9 protein-coding genes are annotated in these 13,601 nt (G+C 40.0%); 1 reads left to right on the top strand and 8 read right to left on the bottom strand.

Annotated features, from left to right (window positions below; translation table 11 throughout):
• The first annotated feature begins 430 nt into the window (after window positions 1-430).
• Window positions 431-1,864, top strand: coding sequence for a carbon starvation protein A (locus tag AB5542_RS19035; protein WP_279038701.1), 1,434 nt, complete (start codon window positions 431-433; stop codon window positions 1,862-1,864).
• A 50-nt stretch (window positions 1,865-1,914) separates the two neighbouring features.
• On the opposite strand, the gene AB5542_RS19030 is transcribed toward AB5542_RS19035, so the two are convergent.
• From AB5542_RS19030 to AB5542_RS18995, 8 genes are all read right to left on the bottom strand, one after another.
• Window positions 1,915-3,138 carry a thioredoxin family protein gene (locus AB5542_RS19030; RefSeq protein ID WP_279038700.1) on the bottom strand — a complete coding sequence of 408 codons (1,224 nt, stop codon included), beginning with the start codon at window positions 3,136-3,138 and terminating at the stop codon, window positions 1,915-1,917.
• Window positions 3,139-3,175: 37 nt separating this feature from the next.
• A complete protein-coding gene (locus AB5542_RS19025; RefSeq protein ID WP_279038699.1) occupies window positions 3,176-3,670 on the bottom strand; it encodes an SRPBCC family protein in 495 nt (164 codons plus the stop codon).
• A gap of 113 nt (window positions 3,671-3,783) precedes the next feature.
• The gene (locus AB5542_RS19020; protein WP_158571999.1) at window positions 3,784-4,962 is read right to left on the bottom strand and encodes a TlpA disulfide reductase family protein; all 1,179 of its coding nucleotides are present in this window, start codon (window positions 4,960-4,962) and stop codon (window positions 3,784-3,786) included.
• Between the two features lie 33 nt (window positions 4,963-4,995).
• Complete coding sequence (locus AB5542_RS19015; protein WP_158571998.1) at window positions 4,996-6,879, bottom strand: thioredoxin family protein; 1,884 nt, start codon at window positions 6,877-6,879, stop codon at window positions 4,996-4,998.
• A 50-nt stretch (window positions 6,880-6,929) separates the two neighbouring features.
• Window positions 6,930-8,477, bottom strand: a complete 1,548-nt coding sequence (locus AB5542_RS19010; RefSeq protein WP_087419385.1) for a PKD-like family lipoprotein — start codon at window positions 8,475-8,477, stop codon at window positions 6,930-6,932.
• 52 nt (window positions 8,478-8,529) lie between these two features.
• Window positions 8,530-9,261, bottom strand: a complete 732-nt coding sequence (locus tag AB5542_RS19005; protein WP_087419384.1) for a DUF4843 domain-containing protein — start codon at window positions 9,259-9,261, stop codon at window positions 8,530-8,532.
• Between the two features lie 17 nt (window positions 9,262-9,278).
• Window positions 9,279-10,730 (bottom strand): RagB/SusD family nutrient uptake outer membrane protein, encoded by a 1,452-nt coding sequence (locus AB5542_RS19000; RefSeq protein WP_158571997.1) that lies wholly within the window; start codon window positions 10,728-10,730, stop codon window positions 9,279-9,281.
• A 26-nt stretch (window positions 10,731-10,756) separates the two neighbouring features.
• The coding region (locus AB5542_RS18995; RefSeq protein ID WP_368243339.1) for a SusC/RagA family TonB-linked outer membrane protein at window positions 10,757-13,601 on the bottom strand (2,845 nt) is incomplete at its 5' end.

Genomic DNA, 13,601 nt, shown 5'->3' with positions numbered 1-13,601 from the left:
CGCAAACCCATAGAATTCAATATTTTCAAAATTAGCTACAAAAACATCCCGACCATATCTATTTAGAAACGTTACAGATAAAAATCAACCCGAATTTCTATCTGAATTCACAATCCTCTATCTAATTTTGTTACAAACAAACGTCTAATGAAAAACACATTAATTTACATAACAATGATTTGTTATATCATCTACGGCCACATCCAATTCCACATCCAGAAATAATCCGGAATGTCAGACAGGGAATCTGTTCCTATTTTTCCTGTAAAACGGATTATACCAATATCGTGTCCCTGGCCGGGCGATCAGCTCCAGAGCAACCTCAACACCTACACACAGCCTGACTGATCGCCATTTCTTTTTTCATTTTCAGGAATTATAATATACTACATTTTTTATAACTTTGTGATCATGCAAAAATTCCAAGCAAATGCTAACATTTATTATCTCTATCGGTCTATTAATCGTCGCTTATTTTACCTACGGTAAATTTGTTGAACGATTTTTCGGAGCCTCATCCACAATTGCGACTCCGGTGAAACGCCTGGCAGACGGGGTGGATTACCACGAGCTTAAACCTTGGCGTATTTTCGTTATCCAGTTTTTAAACATCGCTGGCCTAGGACCTATTTTCGGGGCTATACTAGGAGCGGCTTACGGTCCGATGGCTTACGTATGGATCGTGATCGGCTGTATTTTCATGGGAGCGACTCACGATTATTTTTCCGGTATGCTTTCTATCCGCCACGACGGAACAAGTCTACCTGATATTGTCGGGAAATACCTCGGGAACAATGTGCGTAAATTCATGACGTTTTTCACGGGATTTTTATTACTGGCCGTGGGAGTCTCTTTCGTGAACGGACCGGCAGATTTACTCGGTAACCTGACAAACATGAGTATGACGCCCTGGCTATATGTTATCTTTGCCTACTATATTCTAGCCACGTTACTTCCCATTGATAAAATTATCGGTAAAATCTACCCGTTCATGGGATTGGCCTTAATATTCATGGCCGTGGCCGTGGGTAGTTATCTACTTTACGGGGGATTTTCCGGGAAACTTTATCTTGAAGAATTAACCTTCGACACGATGAAAAATATGCACGCAGACCCGACAAACAATATTCTTTTCCCGATGTTATTCATCGTGATCTCCTGCGGTGCCATTTCCGGGTTCCATGCCACGCAATCCCCCATGATGGCACGTTGTATGACAGATGAAAAATACGGACGCCCTATCTTTTACGGAGCCATGATTTCAGAAGGAATCGTGGCCATGATTTGGGCTACCGCTGCCATGGCATACTTTGGGGGTGCGGAAGGCCTGAATGCCGCTGCCACGGCAGGAAAAACACCCGCTATTATCGTGGATGCAATCTGCAATTCGTGGTTAGGACGTTTTGGCGCGATTATCGCTATTATCGGGGTTGTTGTTTGCCCGATTACATCCGGAGACACGGCATTCCGTAGTATGCGATTGATCATTGCTGACGCTTTAAAATTCAACCAGAAACCGATCAAGAATCGTCTTATCGTTTCTATCCCGATATTCATCATCGCCTATTTACTTTGTAACGTGGATTTCTCCACGATATGGAAATACGTGGGTATCGGGAACCAAGTGTTAGCAACCATCACGCTATGGACCGCAGCCACCTATTTGGCTAAAAAAGGAAAAGCTCATTGGATGATGTCTATCCCTGCCACGTTTTTAAGTATCGTATGTACGACCTATTTCCTGATAGCCCCTTATAAAGTGGGTGGTTTGTATCTTTCCCCTTCTATCAGTTACCCGATAGGAGCGATCGTGGGTATCGGTCTTTTCATTCTGTTTTTCACGAAAATTACTAGGAATAAATAAAAAAAGGCCGCCCGAGCGTGGGCGGCCTTCATCACACAAAGAAAACATTATTAATTCATTCGAATAGCTCTAACTGCTTTTCCCCCACTTCTTTTCTCTCCCTCTGCATTATATTTCTCTTCTTCCATTTTCGCCTTATCCGCTCCAAGCGTATCCCCGTTTTTGGTTAACAAGCGAGCTTTAGAATTCATCAAATTAGCTTTGGCAAAATAATCTTTTGTCTGGGCACATCTGGCATCGATCCAATCGATTCCCTCCTGCACGAGAGTCTTGTCATCACAACCGGTTAACGCCTCAATATTATTTTGGAAATACATTTGCTCTTCACCATTCCTGAACACGTTGTACTTGAATGCCTCACGCATACTATTCAACATTCCTTTATAATCACCTTTCCGAACATACTCGGCGGTGTATAAACTAGCCAAAGCTCCCGGGATAAAAGCATAATCCAAAGACTGAAGTAATTTAATCAACTCGGCATTTCTAGCCTCGTTAAACTCCCCGTTTCCCGGACGCCAATACGTGATTTCAGCCACGGCTCCCTTAATCGAATTTTCCAATTTATAATCCACCACTTCTTTACCGGCTACTTCATAGAAACGCCCGATATTTGCAATCACTTGACGTATAGGCTTTGATAACGGATCGCTCACGTTCTTTTTGATCAACTCCCAATTATCCTTGGTTACAATCTCGTCATCCGACAAGGCGTTCAAATATTCAGCGGCAACAGCCCCTTGTTTTTCCTGCATATAAGCAGAGGATAGAGCATTCAAATAACGACTTAACAGATCCGTACTCCGCTCCCCAGCCTCGTATCGCTTCGTCAATCCACTCAAATTGTTTTGTGGATCTTTTGCCATCTTTCCACCTTCCATTAACCATTCGGCGGAACCGGCCCCAACCATCTTATGAACCACCTGCTGCGTATTCGGGTCCACAAAAACCAAAGTTGGGAAAGCCTTCACTTCAAATTTATCTTTCAACATCACGCCATCCGCATCCTTTTCCATATCATACTTCACGTTCACGAAATCCGCATTAAACTGATTCCCCACGTCCTCACGGGTAAACACCTGTGAGGATAACATCTTACAAGGCCCGCACCAAGAAGTGTAACAATCGATAAATATCAACTTCTTCTCTTTCTTAGCCTTCTTCAAAACTTTCTTCCATTCTTTCGTCTGTTCGAAAGTAATCCCCTTGCTTTGAGCCTCTGCGCCCCAAATAATCCCGGCCATCAAAACGATTAATACAAATAATTTCTTCATTACATAAACTTTAATTGAACATCCTCTCGTAATATCACTATTTAAATTTTTTCTGCAAACTGGCAATAATAGTGTCGAACTCTTCGGTCATTCCTTTCTTGAATTCTGGCGAAAGTTCGTCAAACCCATTGTAAACAGACAACACGACCTCACATTTTTTGTCTCCTTTGGGATGAACTTCAAAAGCATAAACCCACTGTTTATCGCCCGCGTAATCCGATCGGGTAACAAAATAACAAATCTTGAAGACATCATAATCAATCACGCTGATATATTGACTCCTTTTTTTGCCATCTTTCCCGGTCAACTCGATTTTAGCATTCAAAGCCTTCTCCTCGCAAGTAAATTCCTTCACGCCCGAAAACTTCTTGTAACTTGCCGGTTCCGAGATGTAATCCCACACTTTTTGAGCAGATGCTTTCAACACGATCTTTTTCTCGATAGCAGGCGGTATTTTCTTCGCTGCAGTCATTTGTGCCGAAGCCAATCCGGACATGCAACACATCAATACAAAACAAAGTAATATTCTCATTTCCTTTACCATTATATATTCTAAAAGAAGTAGGGAGATGCATGCAAAGAACTGTGTGATAAGAAGAAGCATTTACTCCCGACCTTACACGCCATCCCCCTGCCCCTTTTTTACTACATCCCCATCGCGGGCATCGCCACACTCTTCTTTTTACCACTAAGCAATTCCTCTAGCTTATCCGTCAATGCCTTTCCCCGCAAATTCTTTGCCACGATTTTCCCCTCCTTGTCCAAAACCAAAATATAAGGGATTCCCGAGAACTGGTATTGTTTCATCACGTCTTTTCCAGCCTTCGGAGCCTGCGCTTGCGCCCAAGGCATATTCTCTTCCTTCATGGCTTTTCTCCAAGCAGCATCATCTTTATCAATCGAAACACTAAAGAATGCCACACCCTTGTTGCTATACTCTTTATAAGCCTCCTTCAAGTGAGGAATTTCAGCCCGGCAAGGTCCACACCAAGAAGCCCAAAAATCAAGTACAAGAATCTTTCCTTTAAAATCCTGAGGTCCTAACTTTTTCTTTCCATCAGGAGTAGGGAATGAAAATTCCGGGGCAACTTTCCCCTCGGCCAAACGTTCTTTTTGAGCTTTCGCCTCAGCCATTTCTGCCTTATATTTCAACAAGGGAGCATAATTCGGATTCTTACTTTCCAGACGAGATAGAACCTGTTTTACTAATTCCTCGTTTTCTTCTCCTCTCAAAGCCGGTAATATTGCCAACACACTATTCCGATCAGCATAATTTTCTGCTAAAAATTTAGCTCTCGCTCTCGATTCATTTCCCAACATATCATAAAATTTACCGGAAACTTCTTGTTTTGCCTGATCATCAATCCCTGGAATACGATACACGCCTTGAGAAATACCAATCATTAATTGATACCCCCGGTATCCATCCCAATTCATTAAATTCATTAACTCATTGTTCGGTCCACCTTTAATATACACGTAAGGCGGGTTCTTTATTTTTATCTTAGCCGTGTCCTCTCCCCTGAAATTAATCTCCAAATCCTCGTCCTCTGCCCAGAATTGTACAGATTGCCACTTTTGACAGTCCAACGTGTAAACACCCGGTTTATCCACCTTCATTTTGAATTCGTATGTCCCATCATCTTTTACCTTGCACGAATCGATAATTGTCTTGTCGAATCCTTGCCGTTCAATAATTTCCATGTTGAACCGGTTATAAGGGAATTTCACTTTCCCTTTGATTGTGATCGTTTTCTGGGCGAAAACACTACTTGTACTAACCATCATACAAGTGAATAACAATAATCTTAAAATCTTTCTCATAAATATCATTTTAGTCCATTAAAATCCCTTCGTTTACTGCACATCAGCCTTCAAATCTTTTGCCAGTTTTTCAAAATATGTCCGGTAAGACATCATATTACTTTTTCCTTCTGCCTCATTTTTAGCAGCTTTAGCTGCCGCCTCATCAAACCACTTAGCCGCCAATAATCTTAACTCCTTATCTTTACATTGCTTATTTACCCGTAATCCCCAATTATAAAGTAGCAGATCGGAAACTTTATTTTGCTTGATACGCTCTGTACCTAAAGCGATATAAGTCTTCCAATCGCCAATCTTCTCCACATTCATCATTTCCGCACCGGAAGCAATATCCTCCCAGCCATCCACTTTTGCTTTTTCCATGCGTTTTACGTAACGTTTAAAACCTTTTTTGTCCAACACCATCTGATCTCCTTCTTTATGCACAAACTGGTTAGCACCACTACCCCACACATTTTGAATTTTCCGTTTTACATCTTGTTCTCCGTAAATAGAATAAAATTCATCCCGATGTTCATACACGTATTGAAACAAATCTGAATCAACATTATTCACATACTTGACAAATATATCCCAATACGTTCTTTCCTTCAAATTATTCCTATCTAACGTGGCAAAGTAATCCAAACTTACTTTCTCTGCCTCTTTATCTAAGGAGGCATTTCCTAAATAAGTAAGATATGCTTGAATCAATTCCGGTTCCCGGTTACCCTTTTGGTATTCATCATCCGCATAGGCTAACCCTTTCCCATCAAAAGCGAGCTGAGCTTGTTCCATCAATTCCTTCAATCCTGGCGCCCCAACAAGGCAATGTACAACTTCCCCCTGCCCGTTAATAAAAAGTAATGTAGGATATGCTTTCACTTCAAAACGATCTTTCAAATTTATCCCTTCCCCTTTTTCCATATCCATTTTCAGGTTCACGAAATGTTCGTTGAAAAAGTTGGCCGCATCCGGATCAGTAAACACGGTTTTCGCCAGTTGTTTACAAGGTCCGCACCAAGAAGTATAACAATCCATGAAAATAAGTTTATTCTCTTGTCGCGCTTGCTCCAATGCCCGATTCCAGTCCCCTTCGATAAATTCAATTCCTTTGGCCTTCTCTAAAGCCATTTTCCCATAACCAATAAACTCATCTCCTTCCGTGTATCCGCTCTCCATATAGACCAATTTCCCGTCACCATTAATAAACAGGAATGCCGGATAACCACTCGTGCCATATTTTTCCGCAAGTTCTTTCTCCTTTCCGAAATGCATTTTCAAGTTTATAAAATTCTGATTGTAAAAATCAGCCACCTTATTCAACGAGAATACATTTTTCACCATTAACATACAAGGTTGACAATAATCCGTATAAGCATCAATAAAAATCAATCGATTCTCTTTTTTCGCTTTCGCCATTGCATCCTTCAAACTAATCTCTTCAAATTGAATCGAACGGTTGTTATTTCTTTTCACCTCTGCGTCTTTCAAAGCCTTATTTCCAACTTCCTCGAACTTTTCCGGTTTTTGAGCCAAAAGATAAGGACTTACCACCCCAAGAATATCCCCATTAGGCATAAAGAAACCATATGTCGGGTACATATTCATCATTAGTTTAGGAGCAAATGCTTGACCAGCCTCAGACCCCATATCAATATGAATAGCAATCACGTGCTGATCACAAAAATTCATAATTTCCGGAATAGAGAACAATTTTCGCTCTGCAGCATCTTGTTTTTTCTGATCCTCCGGGGTTCTAGCTTTTCGCATAGCATCTACCAACACGATCTTTCCCTCTTTTTGTGCCTGTTCTGCCGCCTGTTCCCAAGTCAGGTTTTTAAACACTGATTTATACTTTTGGGCGTTCACCGATACAGTCAACACCAGCAATAAACAAGCAAAACCTATGATCCTAGATAATTTATTTATTTTCATTGATAACCATTTTAGAAGTTCCCCCTCATACATTCACGAGGGGGATATTTTTATTCTTTATTCATCATATCAATAATTCTCCCGAAGCCGGTATATTCCTCAACCTCTCCATCCAACTGTCCGTTCAACTCATTGAATTTAATTTTGTACACTTTTCCGGCCGCCCCATCATAAGTTGCCACGAACAACATACGCCCACTGTAATCTTCATTGGCTGAATGCGTGTACAATTTCATGGAAACAATCTCCTCTCCTGATGTTGAAAGCAATTCAGTTACAGCCCCGTTGAACACGTAACTATAAACCTTAGAAGTTGTCGCATAAAACAATACATCACCCCGAGTTCCGAAAGTAAAGTATTTTGCATCATCAATATTTTGTAAATCACTTAAATCGTAAATCTCCAATGCTAAAGGCTTAGAAACATCCCGAAGATCTGCAGTATAAAGCGAAAGCTTCCCAGCATTTAATTCATCTTTAAATAATGCACAAGTAATACCATCTCGACCTTGTCCCAAATACTCCAATTTAAGTTTCATGGTCTCATTAGTATTAATCGCTCCAGTATTAAATTTCCCTTCTGGAGTCATCGGAAAACCAGCAGCGCCACTACTATTTATAGTAATAAACTGACCTCTAGCATTACTAATATCATTATACAAAACAGCACGAACAGTATTGCCTGTCACAGGAACCGGAGCTATAAACGGATTAACTTTATAAGCAGTCCCCCAAGCTCCTATAGGTGTAGTGTATTTATCCTCCTGTCCCAGCATATTCCATCTGATCGTATACATCTCATTATTATTCACGAATACTTCGACTTGTCCATACATCGGGCTAGGATAATAAAGAGCCATCGGAGCATTTTTCGCTGGTTGAGTGGAAAACAAAGTAGAATAATCTTCAGTAATAACTTCATAAGTTCCAGCTTTCATTTTGTACATCCCGTCCTCTTTGAAAAGATATAAATGATCATATTGATTGTTCATATTCCTTCTTCCCAAGAACTTTCCATCCCGTAATTTCTTTCCTCCATTAGCCGTAGCAAAATAATTCCGAACAATACCTGTCTGAATCGAAGACAAGTCCGGAACAATTTCACGATCACGAATAATCTGAAAATCTCCATCTCCACTAGCGGCTTCGTCATAAATAAGCCACCCAGCCATAGAATTAACATTCAATTCAAATTTATAATCTGTACACGAGCCCATTTCTTTATGCGTCACCTTCAAAACTACATAATATTTATCCGGCTCATCAATTAGCTTGTACGACAATTGCGGTTTATCTCCAATAATTTTCTTCGGGATATAAGCATCATCATCATCTTTTTGTGGTTGTTGAGTGTACAAACCCCATTCAAAATTATAGTCATCCGCAGAAGAACCGGCTTGATACTGTATCTCAGGATTTAAACTTAATTCGTCATAGCGATCACGACTAATCTTACCTCCATTCTCTTTTACTTCCGGTATCTCAACTATTGCATCTTCAATTTCCGTATAATCATAATTTCCTTTATCATCAATACATGAAGCAACAGAAAATAGTATTACCGAAAGAAATAATAAATGTCTTATCTTATTTTTCATAAACTCTAAATTTTAATTCATCAATATACCAATACTCCAATAGACTTAAATATCAGGTACCAGCAGAGAACCACATTTTACTTCCATCGTCATCCGGTAACCATTCCCCGTCATGATCTGCAGCATATTTTTCTAATTTAGCATTCAACTCATTCTGCATTGCTATAATCGGAGTATAATTCCATCCCGCATAATCTTTCAAATCAATAGTACCTAAATGTTCAAAAACGAATTGGTATTTATTTTTCGTACATTTACCCCAGAAATAAGGTATTGCTCCTACATCTGAAGTCGTACTTGCATACCAATTTTTGGGGAAATCACCGGCAAAAGAAAGTTTCATTTTCCCATAGACCCCCGGAATGAAATCATCGGATGTTCCAATAACAAGCTCAACAACCAATCCACCTTCAATATCGGCCAACCCTTTTTTATAAACTTTCACCGGTACTATAACGGAAGTCTCCCCAGCGGGAATAGTAACATTTTCAGCGACTTCGAAATTTTCTCCGGCAACAGCCGTTGTCAATTCACCCAAGTTAATTTTCACATCTCGATCTTCATTCCTTAATACGGATTGAATTCGAAGTTCCACGTTAAAGTCATATTCGGTCAATGTTGGTTCCAGTGCCAAAAAGGACATCTCGGCACTATCTCTCGTCGTACCAATCCACATGTTGACCGCATCTGGACCGGAATAAGTTTCAATCTTATCTTCGCTACATGATATCATAAAGAATGACACCAATCCCGCAAGTAACCATATTTTAAATATATTTCTCATAATCAACAAATTTAAAATTATTCACGTTCTCCAAGATCGATCTCCAGATCAGGCATCGGGAGTTTATAAACAGCATTTGCAGTTGCGATATTCTTCGTTCCCTGTCTCTTATGGTAGAAAAATAACTGTCCTTCTCCTAAAAATTCCCTCTCGTACTCTTTCTGTATTTCCTGTTGAATCGCATCAGGATTCAGGTCAGTAAGAGGCTCTGTCAATCCACGCATTTTACGCACCAAATTCAATTTATCCAATGCTCCTTGAGGATCAGACATCTTCATCGACTCTGCCACGATATAATACATCTCTGAAATCCGAATCACTGGCATTCTATCCCTCTTCGGTAAAACAACCCCATCTACCGTTTTCTTATCGCTTTGCCAGAATTTTGAAAACACATTTACCAACCCATTCTCATTATCAAACCACTTCAAACGATAATCAGCCACATCATACAAATAATTCGAACCACCCGTGATTGCCTGCCGAGGAAGCATCGGTGACGTCGTCTCTTTAAAATATCCTTTGATATTTTCGTCCAATTTGATCGTATTCAAGGCAAAAAGATGCTCGGTAGAAAAAGTACGATCTTTCAATGTTACATCACTAGGATTTATATCATTCTTTTTCACCCAAGGAAAAATATTTTTACTTTCCTGCGCACCAATCACGATCAAAGCTGCCTCTGCCGCTTTATCCATTTGTTTTGCATAAGCTAATACCCTGGCTTTCAAACCTTGCACAGCATAATAATTCAAGTGGAAATTCCGATTGGCTAAATAACCGTTATCCTCACCAGAGACATCCTGCCCCGTATAAATGGGATCTTTCTCCAATAAATCAAGAGCATCTTTTACATCTCCCAGAATTAATTCCACCACGTCTGCCGGAGTATATTGTGGAGCAATCGCTGGTTTAGCTTCTTTCACATAAGGGATTGAAACCTCTGCAGCCTCAGAAAAATCAGCTTCCGCATATAACCGTAAAAGATCAAAATGAATAAAAGCTCTTAAAGCCAAAGCCTCTCCGCGAATAATTTCATAATTATTCCCTTTCAACACATCCCGTTTTTTATCCGTGTACTCAATCAATGTATTCACATTAGCAATCGTCTTATACATTTCTCCCCACACTTTCTCCACAATTGCTTTTGACACCGTCTCATCATATCTATATCGCAAGAAAAAAGAATATGCCGAGCTGGTTTGATCCAAGGTTCCTCCCTTTTCCCATTCTTGTCCTAAAACACCTACCATTCCGAAGGTTAACTCTCTACCGTACAACTCGGGCTGACTCAGAGAAATATAAGTACCTGCCAAAGCAGACTTAAATCCTTCTTCTGTACTAAACATACGTTCAGCTTCTTCTTCCGTCTTAGGTTTCACATCTAACCAGCTCTCACAGGAAGTTGTAACAAACAAAACCAGAAGAACCCAAACGGATAACTTTATTCTATGTACTATATTCTTCATAATTTCCTTTTTTATCATTCAAAAATCTAAAACGTTGCCTGTAAAGTAAATGAATACGTTCTAGCATACGGATACTCAGTACCTCGTTCCGTTTTCACCGTTGATAATCTGAACAAATCATTCGCATAGAATTGCAATTTTAACCGTTCAATTGCTCCCCCCTTCATGAAACCGCAATTACGGAAATCATATCCTATATTTAACGATGTCATCTGCAATTCATTTAAATCTTGAACAAAACGAGATGTCGGTCGGGTAAAGGGTTCACTACTATTAAAGGCTTTATATTTAGCCGCAACTCCCGGAGTTGTCCAACGATCCGTGTACATTCTACGATCCACATTATATTGTATATCGGCATTCTCCACTTTATTTACCAAAGTCTGGTTATAATATTGTCCACCCAATCTGTAATAAAACGACGTGTTCACAGAAAAGCCTTTATATTCAAAATTAAAACCGAAAGTTCCGGAAACCTTGGGTAAATCATCACCGACAACCACTTGATCTTTCGGATCCCATTTATAAACCATCTTACCGTCCGCTGATAAAAAGATTTCATCACCATTCATTGGATCTATTCCCAATGATCTCACCGCCCATATTGCATTCATAGATTGCCCTTCCGCATAACGGGTTGAAGGCTTGGTCACACCCTTTCCATTTTCGTGATCCGGTATATTACTCTCTATCTTCTCCTCATCCCGAGTATTATTTAATGTATTCAATGCATCTGAAATCTTGGTTATTTTGTTCTTATTATGCATAAGGGAGCCAAACACGCTTAAATACATTTCACGCTTCGTATCTCTTATCGCACGCAGATTAACTTTTGCCTCGATACCTCGATTTTGCGTCTCGCCTAAATTCTCCATATAACTATCAAAACCAGCTGAAGGAGGAAGTGAAACAGGAGTCAACAAATTTTCCGTGTTCTTTATGTAATAGTCAAAAGTAACATCCAACATATTCAACACCGAAAACTCTATACCAAAATTATTATCCTGAGTCTTTTGCCATTGTAATTCCGGATTCGCCAGACTAATCAAGTACGATCCCATAATATTATCATAGCTCTCGTTATAATACTTATAAGTGGCTATCGCTTGATAAGAATTAAAGTTCTGCGAACCGGAATACCCCGTTGAAGCTCTTAATCTCAATTTCTCCAAAAAACTGACTCCTTCGAAGAACCTTTCTTTATGAATATTCCAACCAATACCTGCAGACCAGAAACTTCCCCAACGTTTGTCTGCACCAAATAGAGAAGAAGCATTCGCCCGATACGTTGCATCTAATAAATATCGGTCATCATAAGAATAGTTAACAGAGGCCAAAACACTAGTCTCCCTCACGACTGATTCATCTCCATAAGGACTACCGGAAACATACTCTTTCGCATTCGTGATATAATCCATCTTGTTATTAGCAAATCCTTGAGCTTGGAAGTATACCATCTCACTCTTTTTTTGACTTATACTCCACTGGGCATTAGCAAATAACAAATGCTTACCAAACAATTTTGAATAATTCGCAGAAAGATCCACATTATAATCTAAACGCGTGCCATTACCTTTCGTGTACTTCCCTCTATTAAAATAATCCTCGCTATCAGGCGATATATCCCGGAAAGACGTATGATCACGCGGTAAAAACACCTCACTATCATTTTTGCTGCTAACTAACCCGAAACGTCCTTTTACCTTCATTCCTTCGAAAGCATCCCACTCTGCATAAAAATTATTCGTGACATCAGTATAAGATGTCGAGGTTTTCGTGTTTAATGAAGCATTTACCATCGGATTATATATAGGATGACTTCCCTGCATATTTGCGATCTGGTAATCTCCCATAACCTCCCTAATACTACCATCATCATTGTAAGCTCTCCAGTAAGGATTCAATTTTGCATACTCGGAGAATGCCCCATAAGGAGACTCGTCAGCCTTATTAAAAGTGACAGACAATTGATCTCTAAAAAGGAATTTACCGTAACGATATTGAAAATTAAAACCACCAGAAATCACTTCACGATCAGACCCCTTCATTACCCCGGCGACTTTATTATACGAAAAATCAATACTATACCGGATAATGTCATCCCCTCCTTCAAAATTCAACGAGTGTTTGTGTCCCACTCCCACACGTAAAGGTTTTTCCAACCAATATGTATCCACTCCCCGCAAGATTTCTTTGTAATACTCGTTATATTTCTCATCATATTGTTGTTGCACATTGGGACGTCCCGATTTATCCGTGTAAACACCTGCTCTTTTCTCGATCTCTAGTTTTTCTGCCGCATTTGCCAAATCATAACTCCCTAAATCTGGAGCCTGAATACTAAGATTGCCCGAATAAGAAACTCTCATTTTTCCGGCTTCCGGGGTCACAGTCTCGATCACGACAACCCCGTTAGCACCTTTAGAACCATAAAGAGCCTTGGCTGTTGCATCTTTCAATAAGGTGATCGAAGCCACCCGGTTCATATCCATATCCATTACTTTCTCTATCGACTGCTCGAATCCGTCAACAATGAAAAGCGGTTGATTCGGGTTTGTCTGGTATTTATCTTTCATATCTGAAAAATTAGACGCTCCACGCATCTGAATATCCGGAACCTTATTCGGATCAGAACCGAATTCATTATTCTCCAATACTTGGAAAGAAGGATCGATATTTTTCAGTGATTGCAACACGTTCTGGTTACCAACCTTTTGCAAATCCTCCTTTTTAATCGTCGTCACGGCACCGGTATAGCTATCCGCTTTACGGGTAAAAATACCTGTCACGACAACCTCGGCCATTTCTGTTACATCAGGATCCAAGGTCACATCCAAAGTCGATTCTCCATTATATACCACCTCCTTGGTC

It is taken from the genome of Butyricimonas sp. RTP31003st1_G1_RTP31003_210430 (assembly GCF_040920905.1).
Taxonomy (GTDB): domain Bacteria; phylum Bacteroidota; class Bacteroidia; order Bacteroidales; family Marinifilaceae; genus Butyricimonas; species Butyricimonas paravirosa.
The sequence above is the reverse complement of the archived record's forward strand: the minus strand, read 5'-3'. Positions and strand labels throughout refer to the sequence as shown.

Bases quoted from the DNA above. Each gene is read 5' to 3' on its own strand.
- AB5542_RS19025 (WP_279038699.1), bottom strand. From the start codon at position 3,670: ATGAGAATATTACTTTGTTTTGTATTGATGTGTTGCATGTCCGGATTG.
- AB5542_RS19020 (WP_158571999.1), bottom strand. From the start codon at position 4,962: ATGAGAAAGATTTTAAGATTATTGTTATTCACTTGTATGATGGTTAGT.
- AB5542_RS19000 (WP_158571997.1), bottom strand. From the start codon at position 10,730: ATGAAGAATATAGTACATAGAATAAAGTTATCCGTTTGGGTTCTTCTG.
- AB5542_RS19015 (WP_158571998.1), bottom strand. From the start codon at position 6,879: ATGAAAATAAATAAATTATCTAGGATCATAGGTTTTGCTTGTTTATTG.
- AB5542_RS19005 (WP_087419384.1), bottom strand. From the start codon at position 9,261: ATGAGAAATATATTTAAAATATGGTTACTTGCGGGATTGGTGTCATTC.
- AB5542_RS19035 (WP_279038701.1), top strand. From the start codon at position 431: ATGCTAACATTTATTATCTCTATCGGTCTATTAATCGTCGCTTATTTT.
- AB5542_RS19010 (WP_087419385.1), bottom strand. From the start codon at position 8,477: ATGAAAAATAAGATAAGACATTTATTATTTCTTTCGGTAATACTATTT.
- AB5542_RS19030 (WP_279038700.1), bottom strand. From the start codon at position 3,138: ATGAAGAAATTATTTGTATTAATCGTTTTGATGGCCGGGATTATTTGG.